The following is an 18,874-nucleotide window of genomic DNA, read 5'->3' as shown; positions in this document are numbered from 1 at the left end:
TCGCCGCCAGGACCTTCAGTACCGCGCATCCCGCGCAAACCACTCCGCCAGAAAATCGACGAACGCGCTGACCTTGGCCGACAAGGTCAGCCGTTCGCCATACACCGCGTAGACATCCGCGCTCGGCAGCGACCACTCGGGCAGCACCAGCTTCAATGCGCCCGATTGCAGATACGCATGCACGTCCCACTCCGAGCGCATCAGGATGCCGTGGCCGTCCAGCGCCCAGCTCAGCGCGGTCTCGCCGTCGTTGGTGCTGAGCGCGCCACGCACCTTGATGGTCTCCTGCTTGCGTCCGCGATTCAGATGCCACGTGCCGAATGCGGCGTCGCTCTCGCGCAGCACGATGCACTGATAGCGCTGCAAATCGCGCGGCGTCGCCGGCATGCCGACCCGCTCCAGATAGGCGGGCGCCGCGCACAGAAACCGCCGGTTCGGCGCAATCTTGCGCGCCACCAGCCGCGAATCGGGCGGCTCCCCGAACGCGATCCCCACGTCGTAGGCTTCGTCGGTCAGCTTCATGGCGCGGTCCGTCAACGTGAGCTGTACCTCAACCTCTGAAAACTCTCGCGCGAACGCCGAAATCACAGGCGCGATGTGACGCCGGCCAAAACCAAACGTCGCGTTCACCCGCAGCAAACCGCGCGGCACCGCGCGCCGGCTCGACACCGAGCGCTCCAGTTCTTCCAGTTCGGCCAGCAGTTGCGCGCCGCTCGCCAGATACATCTCGCCTTCCTGCGTCACGCTTAGCCGCCGCGTGGTGCGGTTCAGCAGACGTACGCCCAGCCGCTGCTCCATACGCGCGAGCCGCGTGGTGACGGCCGGGGGTGTGACGCCGAGATCTCTCGCGAGTGCCGAGAGGCTCCCGTGGCGTACCAGCTGGACGAAAAAGGCGAGATCGGAGACGGTATCCATTATTAAATCCAGTTTAATAATAGAGTAAAGGAGATTGAATTATACGTCTCCAGCTTCTGGATACACTGTGTTCTCAAGAATGCGCTTACGTATAAAGCACATCGAGCGCATCGCAAGAGACATCAAGAACCGGAGGAGCGCATGCCCCGCACGCTGTACCAGAAGCTCGTCGAGTCGCACACGGTAGCCCGACTCGACGCCGAGCACATCCTGCTCTATGCGGACCTGCACATCATGAATGAGTACACCAGTCCGCAAGCGTTCAGCGGGCTGGAAGAGCGCGGGCTGCCAGTGCGTCGCCCCAGCCATCAGATGAGCGTCGTCGATCACGTCATTCCTACGCGGCCCGTGCCGGTGAGCGAGCGGACCATCGTGATTCAGGCGGCCGCGAATCAGGCCAGCAACTTCACCAAAAACTGCCGCCGTCACGGCATCAAGCTGTATGACGTGAATGACCCCATGCAGGGCATCGAGCACGTCGTCGCGCCGGAGTCCGGGCTGATTCGCCCCGGCATGGTCGTGCTGTGCGGCGATAGCCACACCACCACGTATGGCGCGTTCGGTGCGCTGGGCTTCGGCATCGGCACATCGGAAATCGAACATGTGCTGGCCACGCAGACGCTTGCATATCGCGTCGCGCGCACGCTGCGCATCGACATCAGCGACACCTTGCCTGCCGGCACCACGTCGAAGGATCTGGTGCTGTATATCATCTCGAAGATCAGTGCGCAGGGCGCGCGCGGTTATGCGGTGGAGTACACCGGTGAGGCGATTCGCGCGCTGAGCGCCGAAGCGCGCATGACCTTGTGCAACATGACGGTGGAAGCCGGCGCACGCGCCGTGCTGATCGCGCCGGACGAAACGACCTTCGATTACATCCGCGCGCATCCCGGCAATCTCTCGCCCGAGGCGCTGGAAACCGCTCTGGTCCAGTGGCGCGAACTGCGCTCGGACGACGGCGCGCAATACGATCTGGAGATGGCGTTCTCGGCCGCCGACGTGGCGCCGTTCGTCACCTGGGGCACCAGCCCCGATCAGGCCATTGCAGTGGACGGCGTGATTCCGAGCGCGGCCGAGGGCAGCGATCACACAGTGAGCGCGGCGACCTCGCGCGCGCTCGACTACATTGGCCTCGCCGCGGGCGCGCCGATTGCCGGCACGCCGATCGACCGCGTGTTCATCGGTTCGTGCACGAACGGGCGCATCGAAGATCTGCGCGCCGCTGCGTCGATGGTGCGCGACGGCATGCGCGTGGCGTCGAATGTGCGCGCGATGGTCGTGCCGGGTTCCGGCGCGGTGCGCGACATGGCCGAGCGTGAAGGACTCTCGGATGTATTCATTCGCGCGGGCTTCGAGTGGCGCCAGCCGGGCTGTTCGATGTGTCTCGCGATGAACGACGACGTGCTGCGCGCCGGCGAACGCTGCGCTTCCACCACCAATCGCAATTTCGAGGGCCGCCAGGGGCGCGACAGCCGCACGCACCTGATGAGCCCCGCTATGGCCGCCGCGGCTGCGATCGCGGGCCACATCGTCGATATTCGTCACTGGGAGTCAAGCCGTGCCTGATTTTTCGCGCATCGAAGGCGTTGCCGCGCCTTTGCCGATCGCCAACCTCGACACCGACCAGATCATGCCGAAGCAATTCCTGCTTGGCATCGACAAGTCCGGTCTCGCGGACGGCCTGCTGTACGACCTGCGTTTTGCGCCCGATGGCACGCCGCGCCAGGATTTCGTGCTGAACACGCCGGCCTGGGCGCAGACGCGCATGCTGGTGGGCGGGCCGAACTTTGGCTGCGGATCGAGCCGCGAGCACGCTGTTTGGGGCCTGCAGCAGTTCGGCATTGCCGCCGTACTGGCGCCGAGCTACGGCGAAATCTTCTTCTACAACGCCATCAACAATCGCCTGCTGCCCATCGTTCTGACGCCCGAGCAGATCGCGGCACTCAGCACCGAAGTGGCCGTGCCCGCCACCAACCGGCTGATGATCGACGTGGTGGAACAGGTGGTACGCACGGCGTCGAATCAGACGTACGCGTTTGCCATCGAAGCGCGCCACAAGCAGATGTATCTGGACGGTCTCGATGTGCTCGGCGCGTCGTTGCGCCTCTCGCCCGAGATCGACGCTTTCGAACAGCGCCACTGGGCGTCGAATCCGTGGGTGCGTGTGCTGCCGGATGGCCAAGGCGCGCAGCCCGCGTGACGTACGTCGAACCCCAACGCGTGATACACACGTACAGATTGCAATAGAGGTCCCCGAGAAAATGGAGAGCAACACAATGAAACCCCTGATTGGACTCATGCTGGGCGATGTCACCGGTATCGGCCCCGAGCTGGTCGTGAAGCTGCTGTCGACACCGGAAGCGCGCGAGAAGGCAAACGTGGTGATCATCGGCGACGCTCGCGTGTTCGAACTCGGCATGAAAGACGCCGGCATCCGTATCGACTACCGCCTCGTGAACGACGTCAGCGAAGGGCTGGAGCAAACGGACGCGGTGCCGCTGCTGGATCTGAAGAACATCGATCCGGCGCTCTACGAACGCGGCAAGCTCGACGCGGAATCCGGCCGTCTGACGGGCGAAACGCTCAAGTACATGACGGATCTTGCTCTGGCCGGACGACTCGACGGCATCTGCTTCGCGCCGCTCAACAAGGCGGCCTTGCACAAGGGCGGCTGGAACTATCACGACGAGCACCAGATGTTCGCTGCGTGGACCGACCACAGCGGCTACTTCGGCGAAGTGAACATCATTCCGCAGTTCTCGACGTTCCGCGTGACCTCGCACGTCGCGCTGCGCCAGGCCATGGACATGGTGAAGCCGGATCGCATCGAAGGTGCGCTGACCCTCGCGCACGACACCATGCGCGCGTTCGGCAAGACCTCGCCGCGCATCGGCGTGGCGGCGCTCAATCCGCACGGCGGCGAGAACGGTCTGTTCGGCGACGAGGAAATCACGATCATTCGTCCCACGCTCGAAGCGCTGCGCGCCAAAGGTCTGTCGAGCGAAGGTCCGTTTCCATCGGACACGGTCTTTATCAAGGCACGCCGTGGCGATTTCGATGCGGTCGTGATCATGTATCACGACCAGGGGCAGATTGCGACGAAGCTGCTCGGCTTCTCGTCCGGCGTGACGATGACCGGCGGCCTGAAAACCGTCTATGCCACCCCCGCGCATGGTGTGGCCTACGACATCGTGGGACAGGGCACGGCGGATGTGGGCGCGATGGCCGCTGCGTTCCGCGTCGCCACCGACAACGCCGTGGCCCGCATGACGAAGCAACCCGTGCTGGCGCACTGAATCACAAAGCGCAACGAACCATAGTCAGTGAGAGAGACGAACATGCTTGAGAACTTCACCAAAACAGTCATCAAGACGAGCGGTGCTGAAATCGTCACCGTAACCGGGGGCAAGGGGCCGCCGCTGCTGCTGATGCACGGAAATCCGTTCAATCACCTGTCGTGGCACAAGATTGCGCCGCAACTCGCGGAAGATTTCACGGTGGTGCTGACCGATCTGCGCGGCTACGGCGACAGTTCGAAGCCGCCCGGCGGCGCCGATCATTCGGCTTACTCGTTCCGTGCGATGGCGCTCGATCAGGTGGAAGTGATGGAAGCGCTTGGCTTCGAGAAGTTCAACGCAGCGGGTCATGACCGCGGCGCGCGCGTGCTGCATCGCATGTGCCTGGATCATCCGGGGCGGGTGCTGAAAGCGGGCTTCATGGACATGCTGCCGCAACATCATCTGCTGAACAATGTCACGCGGCAGTGGGGCAAGTTTTCGTGGCACTGGTTCTTCATGACGCAGGACTTCCCCACGCCTGAACGCATGATGGGCGCGGACCCGGAGTTCTTTATCCGCCGCAAGCTGTCGAAGACCGATCAGGGCACGAGCTTCTTCGGACCGGAAGCGCTCGCCGACTACATTCGCTGCATCAAGAATCCGGACGTCATCCACGCCATGTGCGAAGACTACCGCGCGACCTTCGGCATCGATCTGGAGATGGACACGGCGGATTTCGAAGCGGGCCGCAAGGTGGAAACACCGGCGCTGATTCTGTGGGGCGAGAAGGGTGGTGTGGGCCGCAATCACAACGCGGCAGAAGTGTGGTCGCGCTACGCCAGCAATATCGTCAGGACTGCGACGGTTCCGTCCGGTCACTATCTGCAGGAAGAATGCCCCAAGCAGACCTACGACGTGCTGCACGGATTTTTCCGCTAGAGGGGCCACCCGTCACGCTGCCATGCAAACGGCTCAACGGCTGTTTGCCGTGACCGCGTGCCGGGCATACTGGAGGATGACATGGCAGTTGTACAGCCTGAGCCGCAGCCCGAACTGCCGGCCAACAAAAGAAAAACGCCACTGACGCTGATTCTCCTGTGCCTGATGGCGTTCATCATGTACGTCGACCGGACCAACATGTCCGTGGCGGCGCCCGTGATCAGCAAGGAACTGGGTTTCAGCAACACCCACATCGGACTGATTTTCTCGGCCTTTGCCGTGGCGTACAGCGTGTTCATGGTGCCGGGCGGCTGGCACAGCGACCGCATTGGTGCGCGCAAGGGCATGCTGGTGTATGGCGTGATCTGGTCGGTGGCGACCATCGTCACGGGTCTCGTGGGCAGCTTCGTTGCACTGGTGGCCGCGCGATTCGTGGTGGGCATCGGCGAAGCGCCGATCTATCCGACGGCGGCACGCATGATAGGCCGCGCAGTGCCAGAGGAAGCGCGCGGCACGGCGCTTGGCACCATGCACGCGGTGGGGCGCCTCGCCAACGCGCTGGCGCCGTTGATCGTGACCTCGCTCATCCTGGCGTTTTCGTGGCGGCTGACGTTCATCATTCTTGGCGGCGTCACGCTGGTCTACATGTTCGTGATGTACTTCACGCTCGGGGATTCGCATAAGCGCGCCGCTGCGGAAGAGGCGGCGCTGGCCGCTGCCGCCCATGCCTCGAATCCTTCTCAACCACGACCTGGTGCAACGCCGGTCGATTGGCCCGACATGATCCGCCGGGTCTGGCCCGCTGCCGCGACCTGTTTCTGTCACGGCTGGGTGCTGTGGTTTTTCCTCAATTGGATGCCGTCCTTTTTCGCGCAACGCTACGGCATGAAACTCGGGCACACGGCGATCTTCTCGACGCTCGTGCTGCTGGGCGGCATGGCGGGCACGGCCGTGGGCGGCATGCTGTGCGACTGGCACTACCGGCGCACAGGCGATCGCCTGCGCTCGCGCCGTGACGTGATCATCTTCGGGTTTCTGGCCTCCATGCTCGGACTGATTCCGTTGCTTCTGACGCATAACCTCGTGGTCTGCGCAGGCAGCCTCGGCTTTGCTTTCTTCTGCTCGGAGATTGCGGATTCTCCGTTGTGGGTGATCGGCACTGAAGTGTCGCGCGAACACTCTGCGACTTCCGCAGCATGCACGTTTACCGGCATGGCGCTGGCGGGCGCGGCGTCGCCGGTCGTGGTGGGGTTCGTGCTCGATCTTTCGCACGGCAACTGGCTGGTCGCATTTGGTGCGTCGATGCTCGTGCTGCTGCTCGGACCGCTGTTTGCGCTGCGTATCCGGCTGGAACCCGAGGCGCCGAAGAAAGAGGCGGAGCTGGCGCTGCCGGCGGCACGCGCGTCGTCGTCCTGAGCTTGAGAAGCTGCGTGCGTGGCGAGGAGGGCCACGCACCTGGATAGTTAAGAATACTAAATTTAGCGTCTGATTTTCGACCCGCTTTTCTATTCGCTGTTCGCTGGACTTCCCAAGGCTTTTGCCAAGGGAAGGAGAGGACGTTTGCGTCTTCGCAAAAGGCCTTGAGCCGATGCATCACCCAAATCATTACGAAAACAATCAGGAGATAGCCATGAAAAAATTGATCCTCACGGCGGGCGTTGGAGTGCTCGCCACGGCAGCGCATGCGCAAAGCAGCGTCACGCTTTACGGCTTGATGGACGCGGGTGTGAGCTACGTCAGCAATGCCGCGAACAACAAGGGCGGCTCGTCGCATCTTTTCAAGTTCGACGATGGCGTGACGCAGGGGAATCGGTGGGGATTGCGTGGCACGGAGGACCTGGGTGGTGGACTGCGCGCCATCTTCATTCTGGAAAATGGTTTCAGCGTGGGCACGGGGACGGCGTCGCAGGGTGGCGATCTGTTCGGCCGTCAGGCGTTCGTAGGCCTGTCGCGGGACGGCGTGGGCGCGCTCACCTTTGGTCGTCAATATTCGTTTTCGACCGACTACATTTCGCGCTACGCGGCAGGTGGTGTGACGGTGGGTAACTACGCGTTCCGAATGAACGACGTGGACCAGTTGACCTCGAGCCGTATCAACAACGTCGTCAAGTTTTCTAGCGCGGATTTCTCCGGGCTGACGTTTGGCGCGATGTACGGCTTCTCCAACGAGGCCGGTGATTTCGCCGGCGCACCGACGACCACGGCCGCAGGCGTCACCACGCCGGGCTCGTCACGCACTTATAGCTTCGGCGCGAACTATGCGCACGGTTCGTTTGCAATGGGCGCCGCGTACACGGATATCCGCTATCCGACCGCGACGTCTCCCGCGTTTCCGATCACCATTGCCAACGTGAACACGTTCGGCAACAAGGACCTGGCCACGCTCGGCGTGGGTGCGAAGTACGATTTCGGCAAGGTGCTGATTTTCGGCAACTGGACCGACACGATCTTCGAAGGCACGCAAGGGCAGATGTCGCACTTCAACAACTTCGAAATCGACGGCCGCTATATGTTCACGCCGGCTTTGTCCGCGGCGCTGGCATACACGTACTCGGATTTGACGGGCTCGTCGACCGGGCGCTGGAACCAGGTCAGCTCGATCCTCGATTACCAGTTGAGCAAGAGTACCGACGTGTACATCATTGGCGTTTATCAGAAGGCGTCGGGCAGTAACGGCAATACGCCGGTGCAGGCGGAAATTGGTTCGAGCTCCAGCTTCTTCGGCAATTCGGGCGTGGGATCGGATAAGCAGATTGCGGCGCGCATTGGGGTTCGGCATAGGTTCTGAGGATGGGGCGTTCGGCTACCGACGATCTGTAGCCAGAACGTTCGTCAGCACCCATCGTTACGACGAAGGCGCGAATACTCGCGCCTTTTTTCTTTTCCACTGCTGCACCTCGTCGCCAGCATCAGACTGACAGTGCGTGTGTTAGGCGTCAGACCTTGCCTGACGCCTCAGGTAATTTGCCTGTCAAACAAACAAGCCTCGTCTGCTACCCCCCTTTTTTCAAAGTGATTACGCTTTTGTCAAAAGCGCTGGCGCAGCGTGCGTGACCCGTGGCTTTGTCGGCCCGTGGAGCAGATCGGCATCCAGCTTGATGCTTTTACACGACTCGGAGCAACGACGAATGAGTGACTTTGGCAATAACAAATATGGCTTCGCGGATGGTGGGAACGAGGAATGGATCAAAGTACATTCAACGGCGGTTACCAACACGAATCCGGGATCGATGGTTCATGTAAGAATCAATACGGAAAAGATATGCGAGAACATGACGAACAAAGAATTCAGGGGGATCATCAACGATATTCTCCAGCGCGCCATCCCGTTAGTCGACGCACGTATCTGCGCTTTGAAGACATGGTCGTCCAGCGAGCGAGCGCGCGTACAACGATGGTTTGGTCGTAACGACGAATCTGCCCATGCAATTCTCATCGATGGATTACCGAAAATCTCGGCCATCCTGCGAAGCCTTAGCCCCGCCAATTTTGTTCGAACAGGCAGCGAAGCGGACAGGGTTACAGGTTGTATGCCGAACCCTGCCGGTGTCGGCCAGGAGGCAGCTCATGTCTGCGCACCCGATACGGCTACGCACACCATCAGTATCGGCCCGTTGTTTTGCACTATGCGTCAGTGGTCCGCAAACGCGGACTCACGCGTGTCAACCGTAATTCATGAGGTTTCGCATTTCATGGACACGATGGCGACCAAGGACAATAAATACACAATCGCTTACACGCTGAGAGATTGGGCTCAAGAGAACCCGGACCTGGCTCTCAACAACGCAGACAGCGTAGCTGGCTATGTCGTTGCGGGAGACTAAATTGAGGTGGATCGTTTTAACGGTTGTGGTAGCGCTCACCATTTCACGTGCTTTCGCCTGCTCGGGGCCGGAGAGTCAACGAGGCCAAACAAGGGACATCAACTTTGACTTCAACTCCAGTACGATCAGCAATACAGAAGTCCTTGCTCTTGCAAACTGGATCGTAGATTCACGTATCAATCTTTCCGCGCTAGAAGGTACTTCTATTGTTGGCCTGGCTGATATGCGCGAGCACGATCCGCAACGTATCGCACAGAGGAGAGCAGAAACGGTTAAACAAGCGCTGGATATGCTACAGGTCCGATCCGCCACGACGGAAGTTGTAGCTCACGTCTACCAACCCATGATGCCCGACAGTAAGTATGAACCGACGGGCACGAGAGTAGAGGTAACGTTGATTCCTGCATGCTCAGACAAATGATTCGCATGCAACGAAGAGAGCAACGGGATGAAAGTTGAAAACGATGTAATCGATGTGCCCCAACCGCAGAAAAAAGTCCGCGAAGGTTGGGCGGAGGCTTCCAGGGCTATAGCGGAGGCTGGCGATGATTCGCTTGTGATGGGCGAATTCGCCAACGAGGACGACAAGGACTTAACGTATTAGAGGCCGTGTGAAGCTGGGATTGCCGCACCCTCGTGCAATCCCAACCCCCTTACCTCTAGCATCAACCTCCCCGTACCCAGCACCCCCCGCCACCGTGCAAATTCACTAACCAACCGTGCGATCTCGACAGTATCGGCCCTGAAGCAACGGCACTATTCACGACGTGCACTTCATGGCCTGAGATACCTTCCGGGAGATCGACATGCTCAAGGGATACGTCGTACCGCGCACGCCGCTGGGTCAGGCGTCGCTCAATCCGCCGCCGCCGTGGCATTACTCCGGCGATGTAATCGGCGTCGAGTTCTGGGCGTCGCCTGAAGCGACTGCCGCCACGCTGCCCGAGGGTCTCACGCCCGATCCGCAGGCGAATGGTCACGCGGTGGCGCTTTTCATCGACTGGCAGTTCAACGGCGAACACGACGAATACCTCGATCCGGCGCGCTATCAGTACCGCGAGTTCCTGTTGCTGGTCGACGCAAGACATGGGGAAACGCCAGTCGCCTGGTGTCCCTACATCTTTGTCGACAACGACGCCGCCCTCGCACGCGGCTGGATTCAGGGCTTTCCCAAGCGGCTCGGCAGCGTGTATCAAACCCGTACCTACGTGGCTCCCAGCGCGGCGGCTGCGCCAGTGACAGCGGGCGGCCGGTTCGGCGCGAGCATGTCGTCGAACGGACAGCGGCTCGTGGATGCCCGCGTAACACTGCGTGAGCCCGTCAAAGATCCGGCGACGCTGGTGTCGCGTCCCACCGTGAATCTGCGCTATTTCCCGCGACTCTCTGTCGGCCAGCACGATCAGCCCGCCGTCAACGAACTGGTGCTGTCCGTCACCGACGATCTGAAGCTGGTCGACGCCTGGGTGGGCGAAGGCGCGCTCAGCTTCCCCGAAGCGGTGGGCGAAGAGTTGTCGGCATTGCAGCCGGTGCGTATGGGCGCGGGCTTTCGTCTCGGCATGTCCTATTCCGTCACCGACCTGAAACTGCTCGACGACCTCACGCACAAGGCATCCGCCTGAGCCGGGCAGAACCGCTCCTCCACAACATCACATAACGGCCCTCGAGGTACTTTCATGACTACCGCAGCGGACTATCTGGTCTCGACGCTGACGCACGCCGGCGTCAAGCGAATTTATGGCGTGGTCGGCGATTCGCTCAATGGCATCACGGACTCGTTGCGCCGCTCCGGCGAAATCGACTGGATTCACGTCCGGCACGAAGAAGGCGCGGCCTTCGCGGCCGGCGCCGAAGCGCATCTGACCGGCGAGCTGGCCGTGTGCGCGGGCAGTTGCGGTCCGGGCAACCTGCACCTCATCAACGGCCTGTTTGATTGCCAGCGCAGCGGCGTGCCGGTGCTGGCCATCGCGGCGCATATCCCCAGCACGGAGATTGGCATTGACTACTTTCAGGCCACGCATCCAGAGAGCCTGTTCAAGGAATGTAGTCACTATGTCGAGCTGGTGTCGAACGCCGCTCAACTGCCGCAGATTCTGACGCGTGCCATTCGCGTCGCGATTGCGCGCCGCGGCGTGGCAGTCGTCGTGATTCCCGGCGACGTGGCTCTCACGCCGCTGGTAAAGGAAGTGGCGCCGTGGCTGGTGCCGCAGCCGCCGGTACTGCGCCCGAGCGACGAGGAGATTTCGTGTCTGGCCGGCCTGCTGAACGAGGCGACCCGCGTGACGCTGATGTGCGGCGCGGGATGCGCCGGCGCGCACGACGAAGTGGTGGAACTCGCGAAGCGTCTCAAGGCGCCGATCGTCCACTCGCTACGCGGCAAGGAAATCATCGAGCACGACAATCCCTACGATGTGGGGATGACCGGCATGGTCGGCTTTGCCTCCGGCTACGCGGCCATGAAGGCGTGCGACATGCTGCTGCTGCTCGGCACCGATTTCCCGTATCGACAGTTCTATCCGGACAACGCGAAGATCGCGCAGATCGATGTGCGCCCGGAAGCGCTCGGCAATCGCTGCTCGCTCGATCTTGGCCTGCTCGGCGATGTCAAACACACCCTCGCTGCCTTGCTGCCGTCGCTCGACGAAAAGACCGATTCCAGCCACCTCGACAGCGCGCTCAAGCATTACGCCACCGCGCGTAAAGATCTGGATGCGCTGGCGGAAAGCAATCCTTCGAGTACGACGATTCACCCACAGTATGTGACGCGCCTCGTCAGTCAACTGGCTGCGGACGACGCCATCTTCACCTGCGACGTCGGCACGCCGATCGCATGGACGGCACGCTATCTCAAGCTGAACGGCAAGCGCCGGCTGGTCGGCTCGTTCAATCATGGCTCGATGGCCAACGCCATGCTGCATGCAATCGGCGCGCAAGCTGCATTTCCGCAGCGCCAGGTGATCTCCATGTCGGGCGACGGCGGCTTCGCCATGATGATGGGCGAGTTTCTCACGCTGGTGCAAGCGGGTCTGCCGGTGAAGGTGGTCGTGCTGAACAACGGCACGCTTGGGTTCGTCGAAATCGAAATGCGTGCCTCGGGTTTCGTCGATACGGGCTGCGATCTGGTCAATCCGAACTTCGCCAACATGGCAGAGGCCATCGGCGTGAAGGGGTTTCGCGTCGAGCGGCCGCAGGATCTCGAAGGCGCGCTCACCGCCGCGTTCGCGCACGATGGTCCGGCGCTGGTCGATGTCGTCAGCGCGCGCCAGGAACTCATCATGCCGCCCAAGACCACGGTCGAAGAGGCGTGGCATTTCGGGCTCTTCCTGATGCAGGCGGTCATGGACGGCCGGGGCCGCGAACTGATCGACCTCGCGAAAGTGAATCTGACGCGGTGATGAGTGGCGTTCGACGCATACGGACGGGCACGATGCTCGCCAGCCTGCTGCTATGCACGGTCCTGACGGGCTGCGCCGCTGCGCCATCGGTCGGCGTTCTGGGCGCGTACTTTCCCGACTGGCTGTTCTGCGCAGTCGGCGGCACCGTCCTGACCGCCATCGTGCACGTGCTCTGCTCGCGCGGCGGATATGGCGGCTGGCTGTCGCCGCCCGCCATCGTGTATCCGGCGCTGACCGTGCTGTTTGCCGTGGTGCTGTGGGCCGTCGTATTTAACCTGTGACTGACGGTGCAAACCGGGTTGTGAACATGAATGCTCCGAATAGCGCCGGCGCCGCGCGTCGTACGCCGCGCACCTGGCCTGCACTGCTGCTGATCGTGCTGACCGCTGTCGCGGTCGTCGCGGTGATCTGGCGCGTCGATACTTCGCCGCGCACCGACGATGCGTATGCCTACGCCGACACCATCGGCGTGTCGCCCGAGGTCAGCGGCAAGATCGTTACGCTGGCCGTGCGCGATAACCAGGCGGTCAAACAAGGCGATCTGCTGTTCGCCATTGATCCGCGGCCGTATCAGTACGCGCTGTTGCGAGCCCGTGCCTCGCTCGCGCAACTCGACGCGCAGATTCCGCTGACCCAGCGCAGCGTCAATGCGCAGAACTACAGCGCGGTCGCCGCAAAGGCAGCGGTCGCGCGTGCGCAGGCGGCGGCCAATCAGGCGAGCGATACGCTGGCGAGAATGGCGCCGCTGATCGCGAAAGGCTATGTTTCGGCGGACGATCTGGATCGCGCCCGTACCTCGCAGCGCTCGGCCCAGGCTGAGCTGGCTACGGCGCAGGCCCAGGCGCGCGAGGCACAGGCGGCTGTCAGCGGCGTCGATGCGTTGATCGCGCAACGCGCGGTGCTGGAGGCGGAGATCGCCTCGGCGCAACTCAATCTGGAGTACGCCACGGTGCGCGCGCCGTTCGATGGACGCATCGCCGAATTGCGCACCTCGGTGGGACAGTACGTGTCAGCGCAAAAGCCGGTCTTCACGCTGATCGACACACGCCATTGGTACGTCATAGCGAATTTCCGCGAGAACGAACTCGGCCGCATTCACCCCGGCACGCCCGCCACGGTCTATCTGATGAGCGACGCGGGTACCCGTTTTAGCGGCACGGTCGATTCGATCGGCTTCGGCGTCGATCCCCAGGACGGCGGCGCTTCGGCCAACGGCCTGCCGAACATCCAGCGCAGCATCAACTGGGTGCACGTCGCGCAGCGCTTTCCCGTGAAGATTCTCGTGGATCGACCCGACGCGCGACTGTTCCGCATCGGCACTTCGGCGGTTGCCGTGTTGCGGCCGGATGAGCGCGTCAGGTCGGACGCGGCCGGAGCGAAATCGTGAGCACGGTCCCACGTGAGGCGCGCTACCTTGCGTTGCCAGCGCCATTTGCGCGTCTCGTTCAATTCCTGCAACGCGAACTGAGTGCGTTTCCAGGGCGTGGCAATGTCGTGATGCGTTGCGTGCTGGGCAGCGCGATCGTCATCCTGCCGTCCATGACCCTGCATGTGCCGGAGCTGGCCGTGTCGCTGATCGCGGTGTTCTTCGTCACGCAGTCCAACGTGGTTTTAACGCGCGTGATCGCATTGCTGCTGGTGGTGGGATCGACCTGCGCAATCGCCGCTGCCATCGGCCTGTATGGTCTGACGTTCGATTACCCGCTGCTGCGCATCGCGGTGGCCAGCGCGCTGTTCTTTTGCAGCACGTATCTGATGCGGGCAATGACGAAGTTCGGGCTGGTGTTCTTTCTAATGGCCCTGATCGTCATTTACGCGCAGAGCTTCGTGGATTTGACCGACAACGCCGAGCAACTCGTGCGTGGTCTGCTGTGGGTGTGGTCCGCGGTCAATTACCCGGTGGTGGTCGCGCTCATCATCAATTCGCTGTTGTTGCCCGCGGAGCCCGAGCGGCAGTTACGCGCGGCGATGCATCGCCAGCTCGGCGCGGTCGAGGCGCGGCTGACTGAATTGATCGAAGAGCCGGCCGAAGGCCCGACCGTCACGATTGATGAAAACGCCTTGCAACAGGGCGCGTTGGCGCTGCAAAAGCTGCTGCGTTTTTCGAGTATGCGCGAGCATTACAGCGAGCCGGCCGCCGCTGCGATGCTGGCGTGCGTGACGACGGTATCGCGTTTGTACGAAGCCGCCGCCGCGCTGCCTGTTGCCGCACGTGTCTCCGACGCAACCGCTGTCGCAGCGATCCGCAGCGTTCGCAGCAGCGTGACGATGCTCGATCGCGCCATCACCGACGCCACCCCGTTGCCACGCATCCCCTCCCTGCGAGCCGGTGGTGAGGCCGCTCCGCTACCCGCTGTCGAAGCCATGCGCCAGGCGCTCGAAGCTTTGATGGATGCGTCATCCGCAGCGGCTACATCCGCTGCGAAAGCAGGCGGTGCTGCACAGGGGGCCGCCACCCTCGCCGCCGATGCCTTCTCCAACCCGCGTTACGCCCGCTTTGCGCTGCGCACGCTGCTGTCCGTGCTGATCTGCTACGTGTTCTACAACGCAGTGAACTGGCCGGGCATTCATACCATCATGCTGACCTGCCTGATCGTCGCGCTGCCGAGTCTCGGCGCATCGAGCCGGCACAGCCTGTTGCGTGTCTGCGGAGCGCTGGTAGGCAGCGGGCTCGCGCTCTTCATGGTCGCCTTCGTCATTCCACATCTGGAAAGCGTGACCGGTCTGCTGCTGATGAGCCTGCCGGTAATTGCGCTGGGCGCGTGGGTCTCGGCAGGGTCCGAGCAGATCAGTTATGCGGGCGTGCAACTCATGTTCACGTTTGCACTCGCGCTGCTGGAGCAGTTCGCGCCGCCATCCGACCTCACCGAGATTCGCGACCGCATGGTGGGCATTCTGCTGGGCGTTGGCGTCGCCATTTTCGTGCAGTTGTGCGTATGGCCGGAAGGCGAGGCCGATGATCTGCGCACCCAGTTGGCGAAGGTGCTGCGCGCGATTGCGGCGCTCTCGCGTAGTCACGCGCAGACTGTGGCTACACCGGTGAACGCGCCACCGCAGCCGCCGCAAACGTCATCCCAGACGTGGGCCATGCTGGGCGATTGCGAAGCGACGCTCGCCCGCGTCGCGCTTGAACCCGATTGGCGCGAAGGCGAGGCCGCGCGCGTGTCGCTGCTGACGCAAACGGTGCTCGCGCAAAGCCGGGTCGCGCTGTTGGCGGTAGAGGCGTTGCATGACGAGGTCGCGTTTGCCGTTGCGCGCTCGCCGGATGCCGTTGCGCAGTTGCTCGGCGCAACACGTGCGTTTCAGTCATCCACCGCGGATACGCTTGAACAGTACGCCGAACAGCTTGCGGGTCATCCGCCTGCCGCCGAGCGCCCGGCCGCGCTCGAAGCAACCGCACTGGTCACGGCCGTCCGTGGAGGCGAACCCGTGGACAACGCAGCGGCATTGCTCGCCTGGGCGTCCCGCGTCAATACCGCGCTAACGGGTCTGCCCGACTGGTCCTCGGATGCGTTGATGGCGTCCTCCACGCGCGAGCGGGAGGCCGCGTGATGCGCCGCAACCACTGGCACCGCCTCGCCCTGCTGCCGTTGTTTGCGTGCGTCGCATCCTGCGCGCTGATCCATCACGACACGCCACCTGCCCTTGCCATCGAACCTGAGCAGATCCGGCTCGCCGACGACATTCATCTGGCCTCCGAAGGCTGGCCGTCCGCGCGCTGGTGGGAGCAGTATCACGACCCGCAACTCAACGCGTTGATCGACCGCGCACTCGGTCATGCACCCACGCTGGCCATTGCCCGCGAGCATGTCTCGCAGGCGCACGCGCAGGTCGAACTGATTCGCGCCGGTTCGGACCTGCAAATTTCCACCCGCGCCGACGCCGACCGCGAACGCGTCTCCGGTCACGGCTTCCTGAGCGCGTACGCGTCGCACGATCCGGCGATTGGCGCGTATGGTCCGTGGTACTGGACTGGGCTCGTGGGCGTGGATGCGCACTACGACATCGACATCTGGGGCAAGCAACGCGATCTGATCCGCGCAGCGCTCGGCGAGCAGAATGCGCAGCGCGCCGAGGCGGCGCAGGCGGAGCTACAGGTCGCCTCGGGCGTCGCGCAGCTTTACTATCAGATCCAGATTAGCTACGCGAGCCTCGACCTCTTGCAGCAGTTGCGTGCTGTCGAGGCGGTTGTGCTCGACTCACGCACCGCATTGCACGACCGTGGCCTGCAGGCATTGACGCAATCCGCCGAGGCGCGTTCGCAAGTGCTCGCGGTCGATCAGCAGATCGCCGAGGCAAACTCGCAGATCGTGCAGACGCGCGAGGCCTTGCGCGCATTGATCGGCGCCGGTCCGGACGATCTGCCGGCCATCACGCCCGTGCCGTTGCCCACGCCGTCCGCCGGTCTGCCGGACACGCTCTCGTTCGAATTGCTTGCGCGCCGGCCCGACCTCCAGGCGTTGCGCTGGCTAGTGCAGGCATCGTTTAGCCGCATCGATGCTGCGAAGGCCGCGTTCTATCCGAGCTTCGATATCACCGCGTTCTTTGGCTTCAACGCGCTGCGCATGCAGGATCTGTTCACGCACACGGCGCAGCAGATCAATCTGATTCCCGGGCTCTATCTGCCGATTTTCGACGGCGGTCGCCTGAATGCTGGCTTGCATGGCGCACGCACGGCCAGCAACACGCTGATCGAACAGTACAATCAGGCGGTGCTCGACGCGGTGCGCGACGTGGCGCAAACCGGCAATGCGATCGACGATCTCGATCATCGCGTCCAGTTGCAGCGCGAACGTATCGACGCCATCACGTTCGCCAGCGACAGCGCCACCGCGCAGTATCAGCGTGGACTCGCCGACCGGGCCACCGCGGAGCAGGCGCAGGCGCCGGTCATCGAAGGACGCCTTGCACTGCTGCAACTGAGCGGCAGCGAACTCGAAGCCGAGATCACGCTGACCCGCGCACTGGGCGGCGGCTACCGCAGCGATGACGAAACCAGCGTGCAAGCCACGCACGTGGGGCATTGAAATGCTCGACGCCACGCTCGTTCCGCTGACGTTGCCGGTACTCGCGGTGTTGCTCAACCTGCTGACGTTGTTGTGGTGCGCGCGCATGGAAGACGGCCTGCCGCGCACGCTGCTGCGTTGCGTCGCCTTCGGCCTGCTGACGGCGGCGATGTTCCATGCCCACATGACGCCGACGCAAACGCCCGACCTGAGCGCGTCGGCCGAGTATCGCTTTACGCGCGGCGCGGTGCAGATCGTGTGGTGGCTGCTGGCTGCATCCACGGCAATGACGGTAGTGCGGCTCTATTTCACCATCGACGATCGCACCCGCAAGGAGCGCTTCACGCTGGATGTGCTCGAAACACTGCTGTATCTGACGGCCGCGGTCGCCATCATCACAGACGTGTTCGATATTCCGCTCAAAGGGGTGCTGGCGACTTCAGGCGCAGTGGCCATCGTGCTTGGCCTCGCGTTGCAAAGCACACTCGCCGACCTGTTCTCCGGTTTCGTCATCAACGCGACTACGCCGTACCGCGTGGGCGACCATATCGTGCTCGACGATGGCTCCGAAGGCGCTGTGCGCGAAGTCACCTGGCGCGCGACGCACGTGCTCAAGAGCAATCACGATCTGATCGTGGTGCCGAACTCGGTGATTGCCAAGTCGAAGGTCATCAATACCAGCGTGCCGGATGGCGCGCATGCCACTGTCGTCAAGTTTCAGGCGCCGCCTACCTGCCGGCCCTCGTCGGTGGTCACGGCATTGCGGCTCGCGGTGGTGTCGTGTGTCGGCATCGAGCCTGCGCCGCCTGCTAGCATCGTCACGAAAGAGGTTGGCTGGCAGGCCATCGACTACGAAGTGACCTTCTTCATCTCAGGTCAGCACAGCAGCGACGAGACGCTCAACACGTTTTTCGATGCCGCACATCGGCACCTGGAAGCGCTGGCGTTCCTGTCGTCGCCGAGTACCGCGGGCGACGGGCACGAAGGGTCCGTCTCGCGACGCCTGATCGACAGCATCGGCATTTTCGGTCTGCTGTCGAACGAGGAACGCGACCAGCTCGCGGCCGCCTTAGAGGTGCGCGAACTGGCACCGGGCGAAGTGTTGCTGCGCGCGGGCGAAGTCCCGGCTGCGATTTCAGTGGTGGGCTATGGCGTCATCAACGCGTCCACCCAGCGCGACGGCCAGACGGTCGACGTCATGCGCTTCTCGCCGTGCGACTATTTCGGCGAAAGCGGACCGGTGGCGGGTGTCGCGACGGCGGCCAATATATCCGCCAAAACGCAGGCGATCGTTTTCGAGCTGCCGAAAGCGGCCATCGCCGCATTGCTCAAGCGTCACCCTGGTCTGACCCAGGCGCTCGCCGCCAAGCTCGCCGAGCGCGAGCAGCGTGGTGAAGCGTTGATGCAACCCCGCCACGACATGCCGGCGACGCCTCATGGTCTCGCCGCGTGGGTGGCCCGCTGTGTGGAGGCGCTGCATGGACTGCATCTCTAACCGGCTGCGCGAAGCCGTCCCCGTC

At 62.8% G+C, this 18,874-nt stretch carries 17 protein-coding genes; 16 read left to right on the top strand and 1 reads right to left on the bottom strand.

Going from position 1 to position 18,874, the window contains the following annotated elements; translation table 11 throughout:
* Window positions 1-15: 15 nt before the first annotated feature.
* Complete coding sequence (locus tag D0B32_RS01685) at window positions 16-915, bottom strand: LysR family transcriptional regulator (RefSeq protein ID WP_117331944.1); 900 nt, start codon at window positions 913-915, stop codon at window positions 16-18.
* Window positions 916-1,056: 141 nt separating this feature from the next.
* Here D0B32_RS01685 and leuC point away from each other — a divergent pair, with 141 nt between their 5' ends.
* The 16 genes from leuC (at window position 1,057) to D0B32_RS01615 (ending at window position 18,849) form a co-directional block, all read left to right on the top strand.
* Window positions 1,057-2,481 (top strand): 3-isopropylmalate dehydratase large subunit, encoded by a 1,425-nt coding sequence (gene leuC, locus D0B32_RS01680; protein ID WP_117331943.1) that lies wholly within the window; start codon window positions 1,057-1,059, stop codon window positions 2,479-2,481.
* Window positions 2,474-3,115, top strand: a complete 642-nt coding sequence (leuD, locus tag D0B32_RS01675; protein WP_117331942.1) for a 3-isopropylmalate dehydratase small subunit — start codon at window positions 2,474-2,476, stop codon at window positions 3,113-3,115. Before leuC ends, leuD begins: the two co-directional genes overlap by 8 nt.
* A 76-nt stretch (window positions 3,116-3,191) precedes the next feature.
* Entirely contained in the window at window positions 3,192-4,211 is a 1,020-nt protein-coding gene (locus tag D0B32_RS01670) for a PdxA family protein (protein ID WP_117331941.1), read from the top strand.
* A gap of 42 nt (window positions 4,212-4,253) precedes the next feature.
* Window positions 4,254-5,132, top strand: coding sequence for an alpha/beta fold hydrolase (locus D0B32_RS01665; protein ID WP_117331940.1), 879 nt, complete (start codon window positions 4,254-4,256; stop codon window positions 5,130-5,132).
* 81 nt (window positions 5,133-5,213) lie between these two features.
* A complete protein-coding gene (locus D0B32_RS01660) occupies window positions 5,214-6,548 on the top strand; it encodes an MFS transporter (protein WP_117331939.1) in 1,335 nt (444 codons plus the stop codon).
* A gap of 214 nt (window positions 6,549-6,762) precedes the next feature.
* Window positions 6,763-7,920 carry a porin gene (locus tag D0B32_RS01655; RefSeq protein WP_117331938.1) on the top strand — a complete coding sequence of 386 codons (1,158 nt, stop codon included), beginning with the start codon at window positions 6,763-6,765 and terminating at the stop codon, window positions 7,918-7,920.
* Window positions 7,921-8,260: 340 nt separating this feature from the next.
* A complete protein-coding gene (locus D0B32_RS01650; RefSeq protein ID WP_117331937.1) occupies window positions 8,261-8,956 on the top strand; it encodes a M35 family metallo-endopeptidase in 696 nt (231 codons plus the stop codon).
* A 1-nt stretch (window position 8,957) separates the two neighbouring features.
* A complete protein-coding gene (locus tag D0B32_RS32165) occupies window positions 8,958-9,377 on the top strand; it encodes a hypothetical protein (protein WP_147329463.1) in 420 nt (139 codons plus the stop codon).
* A 27-nt stretch (window positions 9,378-9,404) separates the two neighbouring features.
* Entirely contained in the window at window positions 9,405-9,560 is a 156-nt protein-coding gene (locus D0B32_RS32430) for a hypothetical protein (protein ID WP_181969687.1), read from the top strand.
* Window positions 9,561-9,762: 202 nt separating this feature from the next.
* Entirely contained in the window at window positions 9,763-10,575 is an 813-nt protein-coding gene (locus D0B32_RS01645; RefSeq protein WP_117331936.1) for an acetoacetate decarboxylase family protein, read from the top strand.
* Between the two features lie 54 nt (window positions 10,576-10,629).
* Window positions 10,630-12,348 (top strand): ubiquinone-dependent pyruvate dehydrogenase, encoded by a 1,719-nt coding sequence (gene poxB / locus D0B32_RS01640; RefSeq protein WP_117331935.1) that lies wholly within the window; start codon window positions 10,630-10,632, stop codon window positions 12,346-12,348.
* A 32-nt stretch (window positions 12,349-12,380) separates the two neighbouring features.
* A complete protein-coding gene (locus tag D0B32_RS01635; protein ID WP_117331934.1) occupies window positions 12,381-12,629 on the top strand; it encodes a YtcA family lipoprotein in 249 nt (82 codons plus the stop codon).
* Between the two features lie 26 nt (window positions 12,630-12,655).
* Window positions 12,656-13,735, top strand: coding sequence for a multidrug transporter subunit MdtN (gene mdtN, locus D0B32_RS01630; RefSeq protein WP_117331933.1), 1,080 nt, complete (start codon window positions 12,656-12,658; stop codon window positions 13,733-13,735).
* On the top strand, window positions 13,732-15,900 hold the full coding sequence (locus D0B32_RS01625) for an FUSC family protein (protein WP_259294853.1): 2,169 nt from the start codon (window positions 13,732-13,734) through the stop codon (window positions 15,898-15,900). Before mdtN ends, D0B32_RS01625 begins: the two co-directional genes overlap by 4 nt.
* Window positions 15,900-17,375 carry an MdtP family multidrug efflux transporter outer membrane subunit gene (locus D0B32_RS01620; protein WP_117331932.1) on the top strand — a complete coding sequence of 492 codons (1,476 nt, stop codon included), beginning with the start codon at window positions 15,900-15,902 and terminating at the stop codon, window positions 17,373-17,375. The genes D0B32_RS01625 and D0B32_RS01620 overlap by 1 nt, the downstream gene beginning before the upstream one ends.
* Window positions 17,335-18,849: a mechanosensitive ion channel family protein gene (locus D0B32_RS01615; protein WP_117331931.1), complete on the top strand. Its 1,515-nt coding sequence runs from the start codon at window positions 17,335-17,337 to the stop codon at window positions 18,847-18,849. The genes D0B32_RS01620 and D0B32_RS01615 overlap by 41 nt, the downstream gene beginning before the upstream one ends.
* The last annotated feature ends 25 nt before the right edge of the window (window positions 18,850-18,874 follow it).

The sequence above is a fragment of the Paraburkholderia sp. DHOC27 genome (assembly GCF_003429005.1).
GTDB lineage: Bacteria > Pseudomonadota > Gammaproteobacteria > Burkholderiales > Burkholderiaceae > Paraburkholderia.
Note: the sequence above shows the minus strand (reverse complement) of the source record. Positions and strands in the feature narration are given on the sequence as shown.